Here is a 20892-nt window from a genome sequence, read left to right on the forward strand (position 1 = left end):
CTTCCTGCCGCGGCATGACTGGGGAGGACGGATGGCCGACTACACCGCGACCGCGATCAGCGAGGGCGATCACTGGGTGATCGACGTGCAGGGTGTGGGTTCCACTCAGGCTGACACGATCGAAGACCTCGAGGCGGTGGCTCGCGGTCTGGTTGTCGAGACGATCCGTATCGCTCCAGAGGAAGTGCACATCGAGCTGCGCATCGTCTGACCGGCCACGAGCGAGTGGACGCTCCCGCCGAGGAGGTGCTGCACCTGGCCTGCCCTGACGGGTGGCACGTCGTCACGAATTCCGGGTCCGACGCCATCGCCTTCCCCCGGAACGGTTGTTCTCTGGAGGCGCCGTAGGAGGGCTCCTCGCTTCCACCGAACACATCTGCCTGGGTGATCGCTGACCCGCGCCAGGGCGAAGGAACCAGCTGGGGATGAGCGGAACACACGTCAGTGGCCGCGTCGGGCGTCCCGGGCGGCGCCCCATCACGCCTCCGGAGTGGTACGGCCGGACGACCGGGTGCGTCCGCGGGGTGGTCGGTCGATCCGGTGTCACACACGTGGGCCGGGACGTGTCAATGCATCGAGGAGCACAACGCTCCGTCGACAGTCACCGCGAGCCTCGCGCCGGATCACGGTGACGAGGCCGCCCGGCGCAGGGGAGAGCAGCATGTCCACCCACACCAGCACGACGACGACCGATGGCTTCAGCGCCGCCGAGCGGGCCGCGATGAAGCAGCGTGCGGCCGAACTGCGCGCCGAGGGACGCAGTGGCGCGAAGAAGGCCGAGGGGCTGCAGGCGCTGCTCGAGAGCATCGCGAAGATGGATCCGGCTGACCGCGCGATCGCCGAGCGTGTCCACGTCACGGTGAGCGCCAACGCTCCCGACCTGGCGCCCAGGACCTGGTACGGCATGCCGGCCTACGCGAACGCCGACGGCAAGGTCGTTCTCTCGTTCAAGAACGCCGGCAAGTTCGGCCAGCGCTACTCGACCCTGGAGTTCCAGGACTCGGCCCACCTCGACGACGGCGACGTCTGGCCCGTGGGGTTCGCACTCGTCACGTGGACCCCCGCAGTGGAGGACAAGGTCGCGGCACTCGTGCGGGCCGCCGTCTCCTGAATCCCGCCCGAGTCGAGTCGGACCCGCTGGTCAGTTGCCTCGGCTCCACCCCGTCGACCAGGCCGCTCTCCTTCCGGAGAGCGGCCTGAGTCGTCTGGGCAGGACCGTGCTCACGGCCTCGCGGTGGGCACCGGCGGGCTCCGGTGCCGGTCAGGCGATGCGGCGCACCCGGTTGACCGACAGGCCGCTCTCGTCGAGCAGGTCGGGGATCCGCGCGGCGAACTCCTGCAGGTGCGGCGCCGACAGGTGGGCGTCCAGGTGGTCCCCGGACTCCCAGTTCTCGTAGAAGAAGAAGCGGTCGGTGTCCTCGATGCTCTGGTGCACGTCGTCGTTGACGTAGCCGTCCTCCTGGCCCGTCGGCTTGATCAGCGCCTCGAGGGCGGCCAGCAGCTCCTCGCGCTTCCCCGGCGCGACGCGCATGTAGGCGATGACCGTGAGCAGTTCGGGACGGTCGTCGGTGGGGGTCTGCACGGGGGCTCCCGTTCGAAGGACGCGGCCGGGCGGCCGGCCAGGTGTGGTGCCGGTCACCGTACGGACGCCGGACGGGAGGCGCATCCGCGCGCCGGAGCACTACGGTGCGGCCATGTCAGGTGCGGAGACGCCCGCGGACGACGCCGCGCGCGCGGTGGCCGGGCGGATGGCCGAGGCGGCCGGCGCGTGGCTGGACATCCTCGACGCGCAGCAGCGGCAGGTCGCCGTCGGTGCGGTCCCGGGGGACGACGGGTCCGACGCCGAGCGCCGGCGCTGGTTCTACACGCCGACCGACCACGGCGGCCTGACCTTCCACGAGCAGCGGCCCACGCAGCAGCGGGCGGCGATGCGGCTGATCTCCTCCGGCCTGTCCACGGCCGCCTACGTCACGGTGGCGACGATCATCGGCCTGGAGAACGTGCTCGACCAGGTCGAGGGGTTCGTCGCCCGGTTCGACCGGGAACGCGGCCGCGACCCGGGCCTGTACTACCTGCGCGTGTTCGGCGAGCCGGGCGGCAACGCGCCGTGGGGGTGGCGGTTCGGCGGTCACCACGTCTCCCTGAACAACCTCGTCGTCGACGGCGCGCTGGTCGCCACGACGCCCTGCTTCCTCGGCGCCGACCCGGCCACGTCGCCGTTGCTCGGCGGGGCGGTCAACCGGCCGCTGGGCCGGGTGGAGGACCTCGCGCGTGACCTCGTCCGCTCGCTGCCGCCGCAGCTGGCCGCCCGCGCGGTGCTGCTGCCCACGGCGCCGTCGGACCTGGTCACGGCCAACCGCACGACGGTCGCGCCGGGGGACCGGGTGATCCCGCTCGTGGGCATCTGGCGCGACGAGCGGTTCCAGGACGCGGCCGAGTGGGCGAAGTTGCAGGCCACGAGCGACCGGATCGACCAGGCCGCCGGCTACGGCGATCCCGAGCACGCGGCCCTGGAGTACACGGCGGAGCCCAAGGGCGTCGCCGCGGCGGAACTGGACGCCGAACAACGGGGAATGCTGCGGGCGCTGCTCGGCACCTACCTCGACCGCGCCCCCGCCGAGGTGTCGGTGCTCTCCCGCTACGACGACGACGCCGCGCTCGACGCCGTCCACCTCGCCTGGGCCGGATCGACCGATCCCGGCGAGCCGAGCTACTACCGGCTGCAGGGGCCGCGGTTGCTGCTCGAGTGGGACAACACGCAGCGGGGCGCGAACCACGCGCACTCCGTGTGGCGGGACCCCAGCGCGGACTTCGGCCTCGACGTCCTGGCCCGGCACCGGGCCGCGATGCACGCCTGACGCGGCAGCGCGACTGCGCGGCGTCCCAATACCTCGGTCGGGGGGATGCCGCCCCTCGGGCGCGCGCGGTCGGGTGGCGTCCTGGAACCGGATGCGTGGCCTGAGCGAGGCAGGGCCGAGGGCCCGACCAACGACCGAACATCGAGGGGAGCTGGTCAGGCATGGACGAGCGTCGTCCGGAACACCGGATGCATGAGGGCAGCCGGCGCCTGGACCCAGGTCCGGCCCCGTCGAGGTCCCGGTCATGACCGCGCCGATCGATCAAGCCCTCGCACGACCGGTCACGCAGAAGCGGGAGTTCTGGGTCCTGATGGCCTTCGCGGGGGTCCTCGGGGTGTTCGGCGCGGTCGCCGGGCTGATCTTCGTCGGAGTGATCACGATCGGGGGCAAGTGGTACAGCGATTCCCACCCGGGCTGGTTCGGCGGGCAGTGGTGGTGGGTGGCGGTCGCCGCGGCGGCGGGTCTCGCGGTCGGCCTGGTGCGCCGCCTGACCCGCCTGCCCTGGAAGACCCCCGGCTTGTTCGACGACCTGCAGACCCAGCACGTCGACGGACGGCTCGTCCCTGGGGTCGCCGCCGTCTCCGCGGTGTCGCTGATCGGCGGCGCCAGCCTCGGGCCGGAGAAGGCGCTGGGGACGATGGGTGGCGGGGTGGGCAGCTGGATCGCTCAGCGCAGACGCCTCAAGACAGAGGACGCCCAGGTGAACACCCTGGCCGGCTTCGCCGGCGCTTACGGCGGGTTGTTCTCCAGCACCGTGATCGTGGTGATGCTGATCATGGAGGTCGCCCGGCCGGGCGGCCAGCGCTTCGCCAAGGCCCTCGCCGCGCAGATCGTGGCATCGAGCGTCTCGTTCGGCGTCTACTTCGCCATCGCCGGATCGGTGTTCCTGGACTACTACCGGGTGCCGCAGTTCGAGTTCGAGGACTGGCAACTGCTCGCCGCGGTTCCTCTGGGCGTGTTCGCGGCCGTGGTGGTGACGGTGCTGGTCGGTGTCACGGTGGGGGCGGCGCGGCTGTTCGGCCAGCTGAAGGTCCCGGACATCGCCAAATCCGTGCTGGGCGGGGTGATCTTCGGGGTCGTCGGTGTGACCCTGCCGCTGACCATGTTCAGTGGCGGGGACCAGCTCAAGACCCTGCTCGGCGACGCGGGGACCCTCGGCCTGGGCCTGCTCGCCACCACGCTCATCGCGAAGATGCTCACCTTCGGCGTCAGCCAGGGCAGCGGCTTCGTGGGCGGTCCCATCTTCCCGTCGCTGTTCATCGGCGGAACGGCCGGGCTCGTCGTCCACCAGGTCATCCCCGGCGTGCCGCTGGGGCTGGCGTTCACCTGCCTGCTCGCCGCCGTCCCGGGGGCGCTGGTCGCGGCGCCGTTCGCGATGGTCCTGATGGCCGCGTTCCTGACCCAGGTGGGGGCCCTGCAGACCGCCCCCGTCCTCATCGCCGTCGTCACCGCCTTCCTCACCATGGAAGGCGTGAAATACCTCCTGGTCAGCCGGCATCAGGCCCGGGCAGCCGCGACACCAGCTGGCGGGACGAAACCGGAGATCGCCGACGGCGGAGCTTCCGGCCCCGCCTGACCGCCCCGGCCGCCGGGGACCGCTGCTCAGCCGAGCCGTTCGAGCAGGTGGTCACCGACCCGCAGCGCGTTCGCGATCGCCGTCAGCGAGGGGTTCACCGCGCCGATGCTCGGGAAGAAGCTCGTGTCCGTGACGTAGAGGTTGTCCAGTTCGTGCGCCTTGCAGGTCGGGTCGAGCGCCGAGGTCGCCGGGTCGGTGCCGAACCGGACGGTCCCGGCCTGGTGCGCCGTCGCGCCGATCGGCATCGCCTTGTGCAGGTAGAGGCTGTGGTCGAGCAGGTGGTGCTCCATGCCCAGGTCCCCGAGCATGTGCTCGAACTTGCGCTTGAGGTGCTTGACGCCTTCGATGTTGTTCTTCTCGTCCAGCGTGAGGCGGACCCGGCCGTCCTTCTCGAGGGTGACGCGGTTGTCCGGCGACGGCAGGTCCTCACCGCACAGCCAGAAGTCCACCGCATGGTGCGCCAGCACCTCGAACGGCATCCTCGGTGACACGCTGCCCGCCCACCGCGGCGCCTCGCCCTTGATCTGCACGGCGTCGGACTTGCCCAGCATCTGGATCCCACCCAGCGGGTAGTCCCAGTCGTCCGATCCCAGGTACCAGTCGTTCATCGCCATCGTCTTCTGGAACGACGTCGGGTTGGGCTCCTTCGAGACGGCCATCATGGCCAGGTTGTTGTGCCGCATGTAGTTGCGGCCGACGACGTCCGAGCCGTTCGCGAGGCCGTTGGGGTGCTGGTCGTTCGCCGACCGCAGCAACAGGACGGCGGAGTTGACCGCGCCGCAGGCCACCACCACGACGTGCGCCCGATAGGTGACCGTCGAGCCGTCCGGCAGCTCGGTCACCACGCCGTTGACGCTCCGGCCGGTCGGGTCGGTCTCCAGGCGCAGCACGTTGGCGCCGGTCCTGAGCGTGACGTTCGGGTGTCGCAGCGCCGGCTCGACGCAGATCACCTCGGCGTCGGACTTCGCCTTGAGCAGGCAGGGAAAGCCGTCCACCCGGTTGCAGCGGATACAGGCGCTGTGGAGGGTGGCGCGGCCCGCGGTGTCCTGGTCGAGGTCCACCCCGATGGGCAGGTGGAACGGGTGCAGGCCCAGCTTGCCCAGGTCGTCGCTCAGCTGCTGGATGCGCGCCTCGTGCTCCACCGGCGGATACCGGTATTCGGCGCTGGCGAAGCCCTCGGTCGGGTCCTCGCCGTGCCGGCCGTGCACCTTGTACAGGTGCTCGGCCTGCGTGTAGTACGGCTCGAGGTCCTCGTACTCGATCGGCCAGGCCGGCGAGATGCCCCCGTGGTGGGTGATGGCGCCGAAGTCCTCGGGGCGCAGCCGGAACAGCGCGGCGCCGTAGAACTTCGTGTTGCCGCCGACGTAGTAGTTCACCTCAGGAGGGAACTCGTTGCCGTGCCGGTCGAGCCAGCGCTCCGCCGCCAGGTACTTGCCCTGGACGAAGACCGCGGACGAGTCCCAGTTGTCCAGCTCGCGCGGGAGGTAGTCACCGCGTTCCAGCAGCAGAACCCGCTTCCCGGACGGGGCGAGGCGGTGCGTGAGCGTGCCGCCGCCGGCGCCCGACCCGATGACGATGACGTCGAAGTCGGTGGTCTCTGGCATGGGGTCCTCCTGAGTCCGTTCGGGGCGCGACCGTGCAGGGGCCGGCCCCGCGGGCGCCAATCTGGTTCGGCGAGGCGACGGTCCGGCTCACCCGCGACGGGTGAGCCGTGGGGTCACAGCACCGCGATCAGGCAGAAGAAGGCCCAGCGGTGCAGCTCCACGCCCGCCAACGGATCGCTGGGCGACGGCGGCCTCGGGGTGCTGCCGACGGTCAACGTGGCCACGCTCGTCGTCGCGGCGGTCGCCGGCGTCGCCGGCGCGCTGGCCTTCCGCAGCCGGTCGAGCGTGGCCGTCGGCGTGGCCATCTCGATCACCACGATCCCCGCGGGCGCCTTCAGCGGCGCCGCGATGGCGGTCGGCGACGCGGCCGGCCTGCGCGGCGCGGCGGCCGTGCTGGCGGCGAACGTGGGCCTGATCCTGGTGACGGGGACGGCGACGCTGGCCCTGCTGCGCCGCCCTGAGAGGCGCCAGCCCTGCGTCAGCCCACCCGCTCGGGGGACCGCTGCCGCTGCGCCGGCACGGAGACCGGCGTCGCGGTCGGCGCCAGGGGCTGTCCCAACCAGGACTCCCGGCCGGCCTGCGCGGCGCTCTTGGCCCGCCGCCAGTGGTGCATCGCCACCTCGCTCGGCGGCAGACCGGACTCCCGCACGTGCCGCCGCAGGCCGAGCACCGTCGCCAGTCCGAACAGGCCGCTCCCGGCCAGCCCGAGCAGCGCGGCGGCACACAGGAGGGCCGCCCCCACCCACATCAGGCTGCGGTTGAGCAGCGGCCGGTCGGTCGGGATCACGTATTGCGCCATCGCTCTCTCCTCGGTCCTTCGTCGGTCGTTGCGGCAGGGTCACTCGCTCGACGTGGTCGGCGGCCGGCGTGCGCCGTCCCCGTCGCCGGCGACGCGCCCCGCCGGCCGGGTCTCGGGCTCGGCCGCGCGCGGCGTGGGGATCTGCACCGAGGGCGGCTCCGCCACGGGGACGGCGACCGGGGCGCCGATCCGTTGCCGGAAGACGTGGTAGGTCCACCCCTGGTAGACGAGGACGACGGGCAGCAGGACGGCCACCGCGACGGTCATCACGGTCAGCGAGTAGGACGCCGATGCGGTGTTCTCGATGGTCAGGTCGTTCGCCGAGCCCAGCGTGGAGACCATGACGCGGGGGTGGAGGTTCACGAAGAGCGTCGCGACGACGGCGCCGATGGTCACGGCCGTGGCGACGAAGGCCACCCCGTCGCGGCCCCTGCCGGCGAGGACGGCGGTCGCGGTCGCCGCCGCGACCGCGATCAGCTCCACCACCCATGCCCCGGCTCCCCGTCCGGCGGTCAGCTGGGTCCAGATCGCGAAGCCGGCGACCAGCGCGGCGGCGACCGGGCCCAGGACGCGCGCCGTCCCGTCGGCGCGGTCGTGGACCGGCCCCACCGTCTTGAGCGCCACGAAGGTGGCGCCGTGGACGAGGCAGACGCCGACGACGGTGATCCCGGCGTAGATCGAGTAGGGCTGGAGCAGGTCCCAGAAGCTGCCGGTGTACTCCTGGTCGCTGTCGATCGGCAGCCCGTGCACCAGGTTCGCCAGGGCGATCCCGACCAGCAGCGGCGCGAGCAGGCTGCCCACGGCCAGCGTGGCGCTCCACCTGCCCAGCCATCGCCGGCTCTCCCGCTTGCCGCGCAACGGGAGGGCCACGCCGCGCAGGATGAGCGCGGCCAGCAGCAGGATCAGCGGCAGGTACATCGCCGAGAACATGGTGGCGTACCAGCCGGGGAACGCGGCGAACATGGCCGCGCCGGCCACGACCAGCCACACCTCGTTGCCGTCCCACACCGGCCCGATGGTGCCGAGCACGGTCCGCCGTCCGGCCTCGTCGCGGCCGAGGGCCCCGTGCAGCACGCCGACGCCGAAGTCGAAGCCCTCCAGCACGAGGAACCCCACCCAGAGCACGGCGATCAGGACGAACCAGACCTCGGCGAGAGTCATCGCAGCCTCAGTAGGTGAACTCGGGGACGTCGGTGGGGGCCTCCTCGTCCTCAGGGACCTGATCGGGCTCGGCGGGGGCGAGTTCCCGGCGCGCGTAGTGGCCCATCAGCCACCAGTCGACAGCACCCATGATCACGTAGAGCAGCACGAACACGACCAGGCTGGTCACGATCCAGGCGGTGCCGACGTTGGGTGAGTGGGCGTCGCGGGTCAGCTGCAGGCCCTGCACGATCCACGGCTGGCGGCCGTTCTCGGTGAGCACCCAGCCGAAGATGGCCATCAGGAACGGCAGCGGCACCGCCCAGACGGCGGCACGGAGGAACCACGTGGACGTCTCCAGGCGCCGCCGCAGCAGCAGCCAGGTCCCCCACAGCGCCAGCAGCACGATGAGCACGGCGAGATAGGCCATGCCCCGCATCGACCAGTACTGGATGAAGACGTTGGGCACGTAGTCGCCCGGCCCGTACTGCTGCTGGTACTGGGCGTTCAGCTCGTCCAGCCCCACCACCTTGCCGTTCCACGTGCCGGTTGCCAGGTAGGAGAGCAGGTGCGGGATCTCGAAGATCTTCGTCGGTGCGTCGTCACTGCTCCACCCGCCGATCTGGAACATCGAGAAGGAGCACGGCTGACAGGTGGTCCACGACGCCTCGGCCGCGGCGATCTTCATCGGCTGGTAGGTCGTCTCGATGAGACCCAGATGGTTGCCGACCACGATCTCCAGCACTATCGCCGGCAGCAGGGCGATGAGGGCCACCTTCGCCGACCGGTGGAACGCCTCCGGGCTGGAGAGCCGACGCAGGTGCCAGGCGGAGACCCCCAGCATCACGACGGCGCCCACGACCAGGGCGGCGAGCAGCACGTGCACGTAGCCCCAGACGAACACAGGGTTGGTGAACAGCGCCCAGACGTCGGTCAGCTGCGCGCGGCCCGCGGAGTTCAGCTCGTATCCGACCGGGTGCTGCATCCACGAGTTGGCCGCCATGATGAACAGCGCCGAGAAGGCCGACCCGAACGCGACCGCCCAGATCGTGGCCAGGTGCACCCGGCGGGACAGCCGGTTCCAGCCGAAGAGCCACAGCCCCAGGAACACCGACTCGAGGAAGAAGGCCGCGAGTCCCTCCATGGCCAGGGGAGCGCCGAACACGTCGCCCACGAACCGGGAGTAGCCCGACCAGTTCGTCCCGAACTGGAACTCCTGGACCAGCCCGGTCACCACGCCGACGGCGACGTTGATCACCAGCAGCGTGCCGAAGAACCGGGTCAGCCGCAGGTAGGCGGCGTCGTCCGTGCGGTGCCAGCGGGTCTGCAGCAGCGCGGTCAGGAACGCCAGGCCGATGGTCAGCGGGACGAAGAGGAAGTGGTAGATCGAGGTCGTCGCGAACTGCACGCGGGCCCAGTCGACCGTGGACACGGCGGCCTCCTCTCCAGCCTCAGCTCGCCGGGACGGTCGCCCGGTCCGGGCTGCGGGGGACGGGGACCTGGGCCGGTGGGCCCCAGTCGATCGTCGGCGGCGTCGAGTGGTCGATCAGGCCGGGTTGGCGGTTGCCGCTGAAGTAGTCCCAGCCCCACGAGATGAAGGCGTCGACCCGGCTGCGGACGCCGCTCATGAGCCAGGCGTGCACGCCGAGCCAGGAGCTGAACGCGATCGCCCCGTGCAGTTCGTGCCGCTTCTGCCCCATCTCGGCGACCGCGGCGCCGCGGCCGATCATCGCCATGATGCCCTTGTCGTGGTAGTGGAACGCCCGACGTGGCTGGCCGGCGAGGTCCGACCTGATGTTCTTGGCCGTCCACTGGCCCTGCTGCAGCGCCACCGACCCGAGCTGCGGGTACGGGGTTCCGTCCGGGCTCTCAGCCGCCGCGACGTCGCCGAGCACGAACACCCGCGGATGCCCCAGCACGGACAGGTCGTGGTCGACCTTCACGCGCCCCCCTCGGCCCCGGGGCAGACCGAGGCGGGCGGCCAGGTCGCCGGCCTGCATGCCGCCGGCCCAGACGACGCACCGGGTGGACAGCGTGGTGCCCCCCTCCAGCTGCACCGAGGAGGCGGTCACCTCCTCGACCCCGGTGCCGAGGTGCAGCCGCACCCCGTCGCGCTGCAGCACCTTGGCCGCGTACGCGTGGGCCTTGTCGGAGAACGGGGCCAGCAGGGTGTTGCCGTGGTCGACCAGGTGGATGCGCGCCTCGTGCACGGGCAGGTCGTGGTACTCCTCGGGGGCCACCCGGTTGACGAAGTCGGCGATGCCCCCGGCGGTCTCGACGCCGGTCGCGCCGCCCCCCACGACCACGAAGGTCAGCGCCCCCTCCTGGATCAGCCGGGGGTCCCGGTCGGCGGCGTCGAACACCTCGATGATCCGGGAGCGCAGCCGCTCGGCGTCGGTGAGCGAGTACAGCGGCAGCGCGTGCTCCTCGGCTCCGGGCGTGCGGTAGAAGTTCGCCTGCGCGCCGGTGGCGAGCACCAGGAAGTCGCCGGTGTAGCCGACCCCGTCCGCGGTGGTGACGGTGCGCGTGGCGACGTCGACGCCGGTGACCTCGGCCTGCGTGACGTCGATGTTCTCGTCCTTGCGGAACTGGTCCCGCAGCGACGTGCCGACGTCGTCGGCGGCGATCTGCGCGGTGGCCACCTGGTACAGCAGCGGCAGGAACTGGTGGTAGTTGTTCCGGTCGATCAGGGTCACGTCGACGTCGGTGCCGGCCAGCTCGCGGGCGCAGCCCACCCCGGCGAACCCGGCGCCGACGATCACCACCCGCGGGCGCGCGGGCCGGTCGTCAGCGGGGGTCATGCCAGGTCTCGCCCTCAGGCAGCAGCCGGTCGGCCTCGGCCGGACCCCAGGTGCCGCGGGCGTAGGGGTGCACGTGCACCGAGCCGTCGAGGATCGGATCGACGACGCGCCAGGCCGCCTCCACGGCGTCCTGCGTGGCGAACGGCAGCCGGTTGCCGGCCAGGGCGGCGCCGATGAGCCGGTCGTAGGGACGCATGTTCACCGCCGGGGACTCGGAGAAGGCCAGCTCCTCCGACTGGGTCACGGTGCCCGGTCCGGGCTTCTTGCCGTTCAGCAGGATCGACACCTGCGCCCCGGGCCAGATCCGGAACCGGAGCGAGTTGGGCACCAGCGGGGTGGCGATGCCGAAGTACTTGTGGAGGACGTCGGTCGGCGGGCGCCGGAAGCGGATCTCGACCTCGGTCGCGGTGACCGGCAGGGTCTTGCCGGCGCGGATGAGGATCGGCACGCCCGCCCACCGCCAGGAGTCCAGCTGCAGCCGGACCGCGGCGAAGGTCTCGGTCGTCGAGTTCGGGGCCACGCCGGCCACGTCGAGGTAGCCCTCGTACTGGCCGAAGACGGTGGTCTCGGCCGTCAGCGGGGTCAGCGCGTTGAGCACGCGGGTCTTGGACTCCAGCCACGCCTCCACCGTGTGGCCCCCGGGTGGTTCGGCCAGGACGGTGGCCAGCACCTGGAGCATGTGGTTCTGGATCACGTCGCGGACGGCGCCGGTGCGGTCGTAGAACCGGCCGCGGTCGGCGACGTCGAACGCCTCGGCCATCGTGATCTGGATGCTGTCGACGTGGGTGCGGTTGAGCAGCGGCTCGAGGATGGCGTTGGTGAACCTGGCGGCCAGCATGTTGTCGAGCGGGTCGAACGCGAGCCAGTCGTCGACGCGGAAGATCGCGTCCTCGGGCAAGACCTCGAGCATCGTCTCGTTGAGCTTCCTGGCGCTGGCCAGGTCGGTGCCGAACGGCTTCTCCACCATGACCCGGGCGTCGGTCGTCAGCCCGGCCTTGGCGAGGCCCCGGGTGATGGTGCCGAACAACGGCGGCGGCACCTCCAGGTAGAACAGCGCCGGTCCGGCCGGGATCTTCGCGGCCAGCGCCTGGTAGGTGGCGTCGTCGGTCAGGTCGCCGTCGACGTAGTCCAGCAGGTCCAGCATCCGCTTGGCCGGGTCGGCGTCCGGGTCGATGTCGTTGCGGCGCAGCGAGTCGGTCGCGTAGCCGCGGAACTGGTCCAGCCCCCAGCCGCTCTTGGCCACCCCCACGATCGGCACGTTCAGGACATCCCGGTCGACGAGGCCCACCAGCGCCGGGAACGTCTCCAGCTTCGCGAGGTCCCCCGTCGCCCCGAAGATCACCAAGGCGCTCAACTGCGTGGTGTCCATGCTCTGCGTCCCCTTCTCGGCCGGTGTGCCGCTCCCCGCCGCGGCGGCGTGCCGGCGGCCGGCAGCACCTCCGACCACCCTTGCGCCCCGGCAGCCCGGCCCATCACCCGCGGCGGGTGATCCGACGTCGTTCCGGCATCCCGACGCCCCCGGGGCCACCGGCTTTCGCGTCGACCGAGCCGGTGTGCCGATCCGGCGGCGCCCGGACTCATCCGTCTCGGGGGATGGCGGCGGCCGGAGGGTGCCCCGAGGATGCGGCTGCGTGATCTCCTCGACCGTCGCGCCCACCCGGCCGCGCCGGTGATCGACCGTCGGCTCTTCGCGGAGTCGCGCCCGGCCCGGCGCCAACTGGTCGCCGTCGTCCTCTTCGGGCTGCTGACCGCGGGACTCGTCGTCGCGCAGGCCGCCCTGCTGACCGCCGTCATCGTGCGGGCGTCGGGCGGCTCCGCGCGAGGGCTCGCTCCCGCGCTCGCCGGCCTCCTGGTCGTGGTCCTCGCGCGCGCCGTGCTGGCCGGCGCGGCGGAGGCCACGGCCCTGCGGTCGGCGGAGACCGTCACGGCGGGCCTGCGCGCCCGGGTGCTGGCGAGCGCGGTGCGGCGGGGCCCGGCGTGGCTCACGGGGCGCCGATCGGGCGAGGTCGTCACCCTGCTCACCCACGGCATCGACGGCCTCGGGGTGTACTTCGCGCGGTTCCTGCCGCAGGTCGCGCTCGCGGTGCTCGTCCCGCCGGTCGTGCTCGTGAGCATTGCCCTGGCCGACTGGCCCTCCGCCGTCATCCTCCTGGTCACCGCGCCGCTGATCCCGGTGTTCATGGCGCTGATCGGCCGGTTCACCCGCAGTCGCACCGCGCGGCAGTGGGGCCTGCTGGCCGGGCTGGGCGGGCACTTCCTCGACGTCGTCGAGGGCCTGCCGACACTGAAGGTGCACGGCCGGGCGGGGGCCCAGATCCGCGTGATCCGCCAGGTCACCGAGCGGTACCGGCAGGCGACGATGGCGACGCTGCGGATCGCGTTCACCTCCGCCCTGGCCCTCGAGCTGCTGGCCACGCTCGGCACGGCGCTGGTGGCGGTCGCCGTCGGGCTGCGGCTGCTCGGCGGCGGGCTCGGCTACCCGGCGGCGCTGCTCGTGCTGCTGCTGGCCCCGGAGGTGTACCTGCCGCTGCGCGGCCTCGGCGCCCAGTTCCACGCGAGCGCCGACGGGGTGGCCGCGGCGGCGCAGGCCTACGCCGTCCTCGACGCTCCCGCGCCGGCGGAGGAGCGCGCGGCGGCCCGCCTCGACGGCCGGCCGGTGCCCGACCCGGCGACCGCCGCCGTGGTGTTCCGGGACGTGACGCTGCGCTACGCCGACCGCGGCCGGCCCGCCCTCGACCACGTCGGGTTCACCGTGCCGCCCGGGGCGCTGCTGGCGCTGACCGGTCCCACCGGAGCGGGCAAGAGCTCGGTGCTCGCCCTGCTGCTGCGCTTCGTCGCGCCGACGGCGGGGAGCATCCGGGTCGGGGAGCGCCGCATCGACGACCTGCCGGCCGCTGCCTGGCGGGAGCGGATCGCCTGGGTCCCGCAGAGCCCCTACCTGTTCGACGGCACGGTCGCGGACAACGTGCGGCTGGGCCGGCCCGACGCCTCCGACGCGCAGGTCCGTGAGGCGCTCGCGCAGGCGGGGGCGACCGGCTTCGTCGCCGCACTGCCGGGTGGCCCGGCGGCTCCGGTGGGGGAGCGCGGACTGCGGCTGTCCAGCGGGCAGCGGCAGCGCATCGCCCTCGCGCGGGCCTTCCTCCGCGACGCGCCCCTGCTGCTGCTCGACGAGCCCACGGCGCACCTCGACCCGCTCACGGCGGCCGGCATCCGCCGGGCCGTGGAGCGGCTCATGGCCGGGCGGACGGTCGTGCTGGTCACGCACGACCGCTGCTGGGTCGACGCCGCCGACGTGGTCGTGGCCCTGCACGACGGCCGGCCGGCCACCGCGGAGCGGGTCGCGTGACCGCCCCGCTGGTGCGCCTGCTGCGCTGGACCCGCCCGGTCCGGACGACGACCGCGCTGGCCGTGCTCGCCGGGACCGCCACCGTCTGCTGCGGCGTCGGCCTGTTCGCCACCTCCGGCTGGCTCATCGCCCGCGCCGCGCAGCACCCCGACATCGCGGCGCTGGCCGTGGCGATCGTCGCGGTCCGCGGGTTCGGGATCGGCCGCGGCCTCGCCCGGTACGCCGAGCGGGTGCTGACGCACGACGCGGCGTTGCGCAGCCTCGCCCACGTCCGGCCCCGCGTCTTCGCCCGGCTGGTGCCGCTGACGCCGGCCGGGCTGCCCCTGCACAGCGGGGACCTGCTCGCCCGCGTGGTGGGGGACGTCGACGCAGTGCAGGACCTGCTCGTCCGGGGGCTCACCCCGGCCGTCACCGCGGTGCTCGCCGGCCTCGCCGCGACCGGTCTGCTCGCCGTCCTCTTCCCGCCCGCCGCGGTGCTGCTCGCCGCCGGGCTGCTGCTGGGCGGGGTCGGCGTCCCGGCGCTGGTCGCGGCGTGGAGCAGGCGGACCGGCCGGGCGGCGGTGGAGGCGCAGGCCCGGCTGAGCGCCCAGGTCGCGGGCGCCCTCGACGGCTCCGCCGACCTGCTGGCCGCGGGCGCGGACCGCCGGGCACTGGCCGACTGCGGCGCGACGAGCGAGCACCGGACCCGCCTGGCCGCCTCGGTCGCCCGGGCCGGCGGTGCGGGTGCCGGCCTCGGCGTCCTGGTGGCCGGCGGCACGGCCTGGGCGGTGGCGCTGCTCGCCGCCCGCGCGACCGCCCGCGGCGACCTGGACCCCGTGACGCTGGCCGTCGTCGTCCTCGCCACGCTGGCCTCCTTCGAGGTGGTGGCGAACCTGCCCTCCGTGGCCGTCGCGCTGGGCTCGGCCGGCCGGTCGGCCGCCCGGCTGTTCGACGTCCTGGACGCGCGGGACCCGGTCGTGGAGCCCGCCGAGCCGGCCCGGCCGCCGGACGGCCCGGTGACCGTGGGACTGCGCGACGTCCGGGTGCGCTACGCGCCCGGGGCGCCGTGGGCGCTCGACGGCGTGTCCCTCGCCCTGCCGCCCGGCCGCCGCGTGGCGGTGGTCGGGGCGAGCGGCTCCGGCAAGAGCACCCTCGTCGGCGTCCTCTTCCGGTTCCGCGACGTCGACGCCGGGCAAGTGCTGCTCGACGGGAGGGACCTGCGCGAGTTCCGGTCCGACGACGTGCGCCGGTGCATCGGGGGGATCCCCGCCGATCCGCACGTGTTCGCCGGCACGCTCCGGCAGAACCTGGAGCTGGCGCGGCCGGGGGCGGCCCTGGCCGAGCTGGAGGCGGCGGCCCACGCCGCCGGGCTGCTCGACTGGATCCGTGCGCTGCCGCAGGGCTGGTCGACGCCGGTCGGCCAGCGCGGATCGCGGATGTCCGGCGGCCAGCGGCAGCGCCTGGCGCTGGCCCGGGCGCTGCTCGCCGATCCGCAGGTGCTCGTCCTCGACGAGCCGACCGCGCACCTCGACCCCGCGGCCCGGGCGGCGGTGACCGCGACGGTGCTGGACGTGACGCGCGGCCGCACCACCGTCCTGGTGACCCACGATCTGCAGGCCCTCGCGGAGATGGACGAGATCGTGGTCCTGGACGCCGGCCGCGTGGTCCAGCGCGGCACGCACGCGCAGCTGCTCGACCGGCCCGGTCTCTACCGGCAGATGTGGGAGGCCGACCTGCCGGTGGAGGTCACCCCGCCGCCACCCGACGGGCGTCGAGTGCCGCGTCGAGGGTGATCGCGGCGTCGATGAGGGACAGGTGGGTGAACGCCTGCGGGAAGTTGCCGATCTGCTCGCCGGTCAGGGCGATCTCCTCGGAGTACAGCCCGACGTGGTTGGCGTAGGTGAACATCTTCTCGAGGGCGTTGCGGGCGTCGTCGAGCCGCCCGGCGCGGGTGAGCGCGTCGACGTAGGCGAAGCTGCACAGCGAGAAGGTGCCCTCCGAGCCCTGCAGCCCGTCCGGCGAGGCCTCCGGGTTGTACCGGTAGACCAGGCTGTCGGTGACCAGCTCCTCGTCCATCGCCCGCAGCGTCGACAGCCACGCGGGGTCGCGGCCGTCGACGAAGCCGACGGTCGGCATGCGCAGCAGGGCGGAGTCCAGGACGTCGGTGCCGTAGTGCTGGACGAACGCCTTGCGCTGCGCGTGGAAGCCGTGCTCCATCACCTGCTGGTAGATCGCGTCGCGGGCGGCCCGCCACCGCGCCACCGGCGCCGGCCTGCCGTGCTCCTCGGCGAGCCGGATCCCGCGGTCGAAGGCCACCCAGCACATCACCCGGCCGTAGGTGAACGGCTGCCGGCCGCCGCGGGTCTCCCAGATGCCCTCGTCCGGCTGGTCCCAGTTGTCGACGAGCCAGTCGAGGACGTGGCTGAACGCGTCCCAGCCCTGGTAGGGCAGCGCCAGCCCGGCCCGGATCCCCGCGTACATGCTGTCGGCCGCCTCGCCGTAGATGTCGAGCTGCAGCTGCTCGGCGGCGCCGTTGCCGAGGCGCACGGGGGTCGACCCGCGATAGCCGCGCAGGTGGTCGAGGGTGTCCTCCTTGAGGTCGGAGGAGCCGTCGATGCGGTACATGATGTTGAGCGGGCCGCTGTCGCTGCCGACCCGCTCGCGGACCCGGTCACCGAGCCAGTGGCCGAGGGCGGCGGCCTCCTCGACGAATCCGAGATGCAGCAGCGCGTGCACCGAGAACGAGGCGTCGCGCACCCAGGTGTAGCGGTAGTCCCAGTTGCGCTCGCCGCCGACCTGCTCCGGCAGCGCCATGGTGGGCGCGGCCACCAGACCGCCGGTGGGTGCGTAGGTCATCAGCTTGAGGGTGATCGCGGAGCGCTGGACGTCCTCGCGCCAGCGGCCCCGGTAGGTCGACCCCTCCAGCCACGACCGCCAGAAGGCCACCGTCTCGTCGAACAGCGCCTGGACCTCCGCCGGGCGGAACTCGCGCGGCGGCCCGTCCGCGGCCGACTCGACGACGACGCCGCGGCTCTGCCCGGCGACGAGCGGCAGGGTGACGATCGCGTCGCCCTCCTGCTCACCGCGGCGGCCGGTGGCCAGGTGCTCGTCGTCCGGCTCGCGGACGAGGTGCATGGTGAGGACCTGCCCGTTCGCGCGGAAGACCGCCCCCTGGTCGGTCAGCTCCACCTGGTGCGGCTGCCGGCCGTAGTCGAAGCGCGGGGCGATCTCGATCTCGAAGGTCATCGTTCCGCGGACGCACTGGATGAGCCGCACGATCCGGTGCCGGTCGGTCACGGCGCCCCCTGCCGGCGGCATGAAGTCCACGACCTGGCCGAGGCCGGCCTCGGTGAAGAACCGGGTCACCAGCACGGCGGTGTCGGGGATGTACATCTGCTGCGACGTGTAGCCGGTCTCCGCCGGGTGGATCCGGAAGTGTCCGCCGCGCTCGTCGTCGAGCAGGGCGGCGAACACGCTGGGGGAGTCGAACCGGGGGATGCAGAACCAGTCGATCGACCCGTCCGTGGTGACGAGCGCCGCGGTCTGCAGGTCGCCGATCAGCCCGTGCTCGGCGATGGCGGTCTCACGCATGGCCTTGTCCTTCCGTCGTCGTCCGTCCGTCGTCGGACCCTGGGGCGACACGCGCGCGGAGAGCCCGGTCAGGCCGTCGCCACTCTCGCCAGCGGGGGGCGTCGTCCGGCTCCCCCGAACCGGGCGAGGTGTCGCAGGCGACGCGGGGGCGGTGCAGCCGGTCGTCACGCGTCCCGGGTGACCACCGCTGCCGGCCAGCCGGCGCTCGGCGCGGACGGGAGCAGGCCCAGGCTGCGGCCCCGGTCGATGGCCTGGGTGCGGGAGGACACGCCCAGCTTGCGGTAGACGGTCCTGACCTGCGTCTTGACCGTGTGGATGGAGACGAACAGCTGCTCGGCGATCTCCGGCAGGGGATGCTGGGTGGCCAGCAGGGGCAGCAGCCGCAGCTCGGCCGCGGTCAGCCGCGGCCGATCGGCGCCGGCGGCCCGCTGCCGTCCGAGCGCGGCGGCCAGCTGGTCCGCGTCGTCCTGCAGGACGGGGAAGTGCAGGCCGCTGCGGAGCAGCCGCTGCCCGTCGGCCAGGTAGGCCTCCGCGGCCGGCAGGTCACCCAGGCCGATCGCGGCCCGGGCGAGCTCCAGGCGGGCCGGGACGGCGACGCTGGCCACCGCGCGGGTGAGCGCGGGCAGCAGGTCGTCGGCGGCGGCCAGCTCGGCGCGGGCGGTCCGCACGTCTCCGCCGTGCGCGGCGGTCCGGGCCCGCAGCGCGTGGTTGAGCGCGACCTCGGGGTAGCCGTGCAGGTGCCCGGTGTCGATCAGCGCGGCGGCGTCGTCGAGGAGGGCGTCGGCGGCCTGCCAACGGTCGAGGTTGATGGCGTTCAGTGCGCGGAAGGCGAGCGCGGCGGCGGCGCCGTTCCGCGCGCCGACGTGCGTGCCGACCTCGACGGCGTCGGCCAGGGCCTGGTCGGCGGTGTCGGAGTCCCCGGCGAGGAAGGCCGCGGCGCCCAGGCAGGTGGCGGCAAGTCCGCGCCAGGGGCTGGCCGGCGTCAGGAGGTGCAGCGCTCGGCCGGCGTCGCGGCGCATCTGCTCGACGTCGCCGGCCATGACCGCCGACAGCGTCCGCACCCACCCCTCCAGGGGGCTGCCGTCCGGCATCACCGCGGCGGGGTCGCCGGACCGGGCGACGGCGGCCCAGCGTTCGGCCTCCGCCGGCAACCCGGCGAGGACGGCGCAGCCGGCGCCGATGACGGCGGCCCCGGCCTCGACACGCCCCTGCTCGCTCAGCCAGGCCAGCCACTGCCGCAGCGCGGTCGACCTCCCGAGGGCGAACTGGTGCAAGCCGTGGCGGACCAGGACGGCGCTGACACGGCCGGCGTCGCCGGCCAGCTGGGCGTACTGCACGGCGGCGTCGATCAGGCCGTGGGTCTCGCACCAGTCGGAGGCGCGCAGCGCGAGGCCCGGCAGCTGTCCGGGTTCGAGCCGTTCGAGTTCGCGGCGCAGCAATGCCTGGAACAGGTGGTGGTAGCGGTACCAGCGGCGCTGGCGGTCCAGCGGCACGAGGAGCAGGTTCGAGGCCTCGATCTCCTCCAGCGCAGCGGTCGAGCCCGTCCGCTGCAGGGCGGCGTCGCACAGCGGCCCGCTGAGCTCGTCGAGCACGGAGGTACGGGTGAGGAAGCGCAGCCGGTCGGCCGGGAGGTGGGCGAGGAACTCGGTGCGGATGTAGTCGGCCAGCAGGCGGTCCTCGCCGGTGAAGGCGGCGCCCCCGTTCCCGGCGGCGGCGCGGTGGGCGAGCAGGGCGAAGTACAGGCCGATGGGCCAGCCCTCGGTGCGCGCCAGCAGCTCGGTCAGCTCGGCGTCGGTCGGGTGCACCCCGGCCGCGGCGAACATCTGCCGGGCGCCGGCGGCATCGAGCCGCAGGTCGTCGGGGCCCACGTCGACGACGCGGCCCTCGCCGCGCAGCCGGGGCAGCCCGAGCGGCGGTTCCCGTCGCCCGACGACGCCGATCTGGCCGCCGGCGGGCAGGTGCGCCAGCAGGGTGGCGACCGCGTCGAGCCCCTCCGCGTTGCTGAGCAGGTGGACGTCGTCGAGGACCAGCACGAAGGGGTGCGGTGCGCGGGCCACCGCGACCGCCAGGGCGGCGGTCACGGCCTCGCGCTGCGGCCGGTGCGGCGCCGCCAGGGCGTCGAACACCGTCGGATCCACCGGTAGGACCTGGGCGAGCGCGACGGCCAGGGAGGACAGCAGCACGGCGGGGTCGTTGCTGCGCCGGTCGACCGTGAGCCAGGAGAACGGCCGCCGGTCGCGCGCGGCCCACTCGGCCAGCAGCGTCGTCTTGCCGTAGCCGGGCGGTGCCAGGACCGTCACGACCCGCGCGCCCCGCGCCTCGAGGAGCTGGTCGAGCACCGCCGAGCGGGGCGCGGTGCCGGGCCGGACCGCCGGCGGGGTGAACCGGGCCGGCAGCAGCGGAACCGCGAGCGGCAGCGGCTCGCCCTCGGCCGTCCTGGCCCGGTGGGCGCGCGCCGGACTTCCCGACAAGCCGCGTCCCATCGTCCGAGGCTAGAAATGGCTCTCACGCGAGGGCAGGGTCGGTGGTCCCGGCCTGCCGGGCCCGCCGGCCGGTGATCCAGTGCAGTTCGGCCCGGCCGCCGCAGCCGGTCAGGGTGAGGACGGCGCGTTCGGCGCCGCGCCGGCGGGCGAGCACGGCGACCAGCGCCTGGCCGGCTTCCAGTTCGGCCGCGTAGCGCGCCAGGTCGTCGGCCGACAGGTCCGAGCCGACCCCGAACAGCACGCCGGGCACCGGCGGATCGCGGTCGGCGAGCGCCCGGACGATGCGGCCGAGCACGGAGCCGACGTCGCGGCCGTCCGCGCGGTCGTGCGGCCCGAGGCAGGCGCTGAGGTGGCCGCGCGGGTCGCAGGTCAGCACGCCGACGGTGCCGCCGGGGCCGATCGCACGGGGCCGCCGCTGCAGCAGGCGAGCGGCGGTGTCGGCGGCGGCGGGGTGCTCGAAGAACGCCACGACCAGCCGCCGGGCGTCCTCCCGTGTCATGTCCACCTCCCGCCTGCGCCGGCCCACCCCGACGGCTCAGGCTCGGGTCCCGGCCCGGCGGCGGCATCCCCCCGACCGGCCTAGTCCCCGACGGTCCTGCCCCGGCTCGCGCGCCACGTTTACCGCCATTCGAGCGATGAGGCCGGCCTCCCGCGGGGAGGAAGCTCACCCCACGCGTCGCGCAGGACACCGTGGGCGATCAGCCTTGCCGGTGGC

The 20892-nt window shown here is 73.7% G+C and carries 17 protein-coding genes and 1 pseudogene; 7 read left to right on the forward strand and 11 right to left on the reverse strand.

All coding sequences use genetic code 11. From position 1 onward, the window contains the following. Nucleotides 1–31: 31 nt before the first annotated feature. Both AB3388_RS05820 and AB3388_RS05825 read left to right on the forward strand, forming a co-directional pair. Entirely contained in the window at nt 32–211 is a 180-nt protein-coding gene (locus AB3388_RS05820) for a hypothetical protein (protein WP_495409813.1), read from the forward strand. A 450-nt stretch (nt 212–661) separates the two neighbouring features. Then, nucleotides 662–1111, forward strand: coding sequence for an iron chaperone (locus tag AB3388_RS05825; protein WP_495409814.1), 450 nt, complete (start codon nt 662–664; stop codon nt 1109–1111). 150 nt (nt 1112–1261) lie between these two features. On the opposite strand, the gene AB3388_RS05830 is transcribed toward AB3388_RS05825, so the two are convergent. Next, the gene (locus AB3388_RS05830) at nt 1262–1582 is read right to left on the reverse strand and encodes a putative quinol monooxygenase (RefSeq protein WP_495409815.1); all 321 of its coding nucleotides are present in this window, start codon (nt 1580–1582) and stop codon (nt 1262–1264) included. A gap of 112 nt (nt 1583–1694) precedes the next feature. On the opposite strand from AB3388_RS05830, the gene AB3388_RS05835 reads away from it, so the two are divergent. Both AB3388_RS05835 and AB3388_RS05840 read left to right on the forward strand, forming a co-directional pair. Beyond that, nucleotides 1695–2858 (forward strand): DUF3500 domain-containing protein, encoded by a 1164-nt coding sequence (locus tag AB3388_RS05835; protein ID WP_495409816.1) that lies wholly within the window; start codon nt 1695–1697, stop codon nt 2856–2858. Between the two features lie 244 nt (nt 2859–3102). Continuing rightward, nucleotides 3103–4434 carry a chloride channel protein gene (locus AB3388_RS05840; RefSeq protein ID WP_495409817.1) on the forward strand — a complete coding sequence of 444 codons (1332 nt, stop codon included), beginning with the start codon at nt 3103–3105 and terminating at the stop codon, nt 4432–4434. 26 nt (nt 4435–4460) lie between these two features. Here AB3388_RS05840 and AB3388_RS05845 read toward each other — a convergent pair whose 3' ends face one another. Together AB3388_RS05845 and AB3388_RS05850 are read right to left on the reverse strand one after the other, a co-directional pair. Further along, entirely contained in the window at nt 4461–6038 is a 1578-nt protein-coding gene (locus AB3388_RS05845; protein ID WP_495409818.1) for a GMC family oxidoreductase, read from the reverse strand. Between the two features lie 113 nt (nt 6039–6151). Continuing rightward, nucleotides 6152–6343 carry a hypothetical protein gene (locus AB3388_RS05850; protein ID WP_495411492.1) on the reverse strand — a complete coding sequence of 64 codons (192 nt, stop codon included), beginning with the start codon at nt 6341–6343 and terminating at the stop codon, nt 6152–6154. Here AB3388_RS05850 and AB3388_RS05855 point away from each other — a divergent pair. Then, a pseudogene (locus AB3388_RS05855) lies at nt 6300–6398 on the forward strand (hypothetical protein); the annotation flags it as partial. The gene AB3388_RS05850 and the pseudogene AB3388_RS05855 sit on opposite strands and share 44 nt — an antisense overlap. Before the next feature lie 118 nt (nt 6399–6516). On the opposite strand, the gene AB3388_RS05860 reads toward AB3388_RS05855, so the two are convergent. Genes AB3388_RS05860 through AB3388_RS05880 form a run of 5 tightly spaced genes read right to left on the reverse strand, consistent with a single transcriptional unit; the run spans nt 6517 to nt 12147 of the window. After that, a complete protein-coding gene (locus AB3388_RS05860) occupies nt 6517–6837 on the reverse strand; it encodes a hypothetical protein (protein WP_495411493.1) in 321 nt (106 codons plus the stop codon). Between the two features lie 39 nt (nt 6838–6876). After that, the gene (cydB, locus tag AB3388_RS05865; RefSeq protein WP_495409819.1) at nt 6877–7998 is read right to left on the reverse strand and encodes a cytochrome d ubiquinol oxidase subunit II; all 1122 of its coding nucleotides are present in this window, start codon (nt 7996–7998) and stop codon (nt 6877–6879) included. Nucleotides 7999–8005: 7 nt separating this feature from the next. Beyond that, nucleotides 8006–9409, reverse strand: a complete 1404-nt coding sequence (locus AB3388_RS05870) for a cytochrome ubiquinol oxidase subunit I (protein ID WP_495409820.1) — start codon at nt 9407–9409, stop codon at nt 8006–8008. A gap of 19 nt (nt 9410–9428) precedes the next feature. Further along, nucleotides 9429–10778, reverse strand: coding sequence for an NAD(P)/FAD-dependent oxidoreductase (locus AB3388_RS05875; RefSeq protein WP_495409821.1), 1350 nt, complete (start codon nt 10776–10778; stop codon nt 9429–9431). Continuing rightward, nucleotides 10765–12147, reverse strand: coding sequence for a glucose-6-phosphate dehydrogenase (locus tag AB3388_RS05880; protein ID WP_495409822.1), 1383 nt, complete (start codon nt 12145–12147; stop codon nt 10765–10767). Before AB3388_RS05880 ends, AB3388_RS05875 begins: the two co-directional genes overlap by 14 nt. Nucleotides 12148–12399: 252 nt before the next feature. Here AB3388_RS05880 and cydD point away from each other — a divergent pair, with 252 nt between their 5' ends. Continuing rightward, complete coding sequence (gene cydD / locus AB3388_RS05885; protein ID WP_495409823.1) at nt 12400–14124, forward strand: thiol reductant ABC exporter subunit CydD; 1725 nt, start codon at nt 12400–12402, stop codon at nt 14122–14124. Further along, complete coding sequence (gene cydC / locus AB3388_RS05890; protein WP_495409824.1) at nt 14121–15896, forward strand: thiol reductant ABC exporter subunit CydC; 1776 nt, start codon at nt 14121–14123, stop codon at nt 15894–15896. The genes cydD and cydC overlap by 4 nt, the downstream gene beginning before the upstream one ends. Here cydC and AB3388_RS05895 read toward each other — a convergent pair. The 3 genes from AB3388_RS05895 to AB3388_RS05905 form a co-directional block, all read right to left on the reverse strand. Continuing rightward, a complete protein-coding gene (locus tag AB3388_RS05895; RefSeq protein WP_495409825.1) occupies nt 15850–17694 on the reverse strand; it encodes a glycoside hydrolase family 15 protein in 1845 nt (614 codons plus the stop codon). The genes cydC and AB3388_RS05895 overlap by 47 nt on opposite strands. Before the next feature lie 164 nt (nt 17695–17858). Further along, a complete protein-coding gene (locus AB3388_RS05900) occupies nt 17859–20177 on the reverse strand; it encodes a winged helix-turn-helix domain-containing protein (protein WP_495409826.1) in 2319 nt (772 codons plus the stop codon). A 22-nt stretch (nt 20178–20199) separates the two neighbouring features. After that, nucleotides 20200–20676, reverse strand: a complete 477-nt coding sequence (locus tag AB3388_RS05905) for a hypothetical protein (protein ID WP_495409827.1) — start codon at nt 20674–20676, stop codon at nt 20200–20202. Between the last annotated feature and the right edge of the window lie 216 nt (nt 20677–20892).

Source organism: Geodermatophilus sp. SMS 5-13 (genome assembly GCF_059428245.1).

Coding starts and splice junctions, on each gene's coding strand:
- cydB (WP_495409819.1), bottom strand. CDS start 7,998: ATGACTCTCGCCGAGGTCTGGTTCGTCCTGATCGCCGTGCTCTGGGTG.
- AB3388_RS05850 (WP_495411492.1), bottom strand. CDS start 6,343: ATGGCCACGCCGACGGCCACGCTCGACCGGCTGCGGAAGGCCAGCGCG.
- AB3388_RS05820 (WP_495409813.1), top strand. CDS start 32: ATGGCCGACTACACCGCGACCGCGATCAGCGAGGGCGATCACTGGGTG.
- AB3388_RS05905 (WP_495409827.1), bottom strand. CDS start 20,676: ATGACACGGGAGGACGCCCGGCGGCTGGTCGTGGCGTTCTTCGAGCAC.
- AB3388_RS05875 (WP_495409821.1), bottom strand. CDS start 10,778: ATGACCCCCGCTGACGACCGGCCCGCGCGCCCGCGGGTGGTGATCGTC.
- AB3388_RS05900 (WP_495409826.1), bottom strand. CDS start 20,177: ATGGGACGCGGCTTGTCGGGAAGTCCGGCGCGCGCCCACCGGGCCAGG.
- AB3388_RS05840 (WP_495409817.1), top strand. CDS start 3,103: ATGACCGCGCCGATCGATCAAGCCCTCGCACGACCGGTCACGCAGAAG.
- AB3388_RS05845 (WP_495409818.1), bottom strand. CDS start 6,038: ATGCCAGAGACCACCGACTTCGACGTCATCGTCATCGGGTCGGGCGCC.
- AB3388_RS05825 (WP_495409814.1), top strand. CDS start 662: ATGTCCACCCACACCAGCACGACGACGACCGATGGCTTCAGCGCCGCC.
- AB3388_RS05895 (WP_495409825.1), bottom strand. CDS start 17,694: ATGCGTGAGACCGCCATCGCCGAGCACGGGCTGATCGGCGACCTGCAG.
- AB3388_RS05880 (WP_495409822.1), bottom strand. CDS start 12,147: ATGGACACCACGCAGTTGAGCGCCTTGGTGATCTTCGGGGCGACGGGG.
- cydD (WP_495409823.1), top strand. CDS start 12,400: ATGCGGCTGCGTGATCTCCTCGACCGTCGCGCCCACCCGGCCGCGCCG.
- AB3388_RS05860 (WP_495411493.1), bottom strand. CDS start 6,837: ATGGCGCAATACGTGATCCCGACCGACCGGCCGCTGCTCAACCGCAGC.
- AB3388_RS05835 (WP_495409816.1), top strand. CDS start 1,695: ATGTCAGGTGCGGAGACGCCCGCGGACGACGCCGCGCGCGCGGTGGCC.